The organism is Desulfopila inferna (genome assembly GCF_016919005.1).
Lineage (GTDB): Bacteria > Desulfobacterota > Desulfobulbia > Desulfobulbales > Desulfocapsaceae > Desulfopila_A > Desulfopila_A inferna.
The window spans coordinates 1-435 of the sequence record NZ_JAFFQE010000042.1; the positions used below are offsets into that span (position 1 = coordinate 1).

1 protein-coding gene is annotated in these 435 nt (G+C 63.9%); it reads left to right on the plus strand.

Features of this window, described 5'->3' with window-relative positions:
- The coding region (locus JWG88_RS21355; RefSeq protein WP_205235842.1) for an alanine:cation symporter family protein at nucleotides 1-435 on the plus strand (435 nt) is incomplete at both ends.

The window sequence follows — 435 nt, forward strand, 5'->3', positions numbered from 1 at the left end:
CATATGTTCAGCGTGTTCAAGGAATCGCTGCGTGGCCAGGCAGGCCAGCTGAGCTCCTTCCAGGCCCTGATGCTGAGCCTGGCCGGCCGCGTGGGCGCCGGCAACATCGCCGGTGTCGGTATCGCAGTGACCCTGGGCGGCCCAGGTGCCGTGTTCTGGATGTGGGTCACCGCACTGGTGGGCATGTCCAGCAGCTTCTTCGAATGCACCCTGGCCCAGGTGTACAAGCGCGCTGATGGCGACGGCCTGTACCGTGGCGGCCCGGCCTACTACATCCAGCACGGGCTGAAGCGCAAGAGCATGGCCATCGTGTTCTCGATCTTGCTGCTGGTCACCTACGGCTTCGCCTTCATCGGCCTGCAGTCGTACACCGTCACCCACTCGCTGCAGAATGCCTTTGCCTTCGACCCAAGCCACACCGGTATTGTGCTGGCC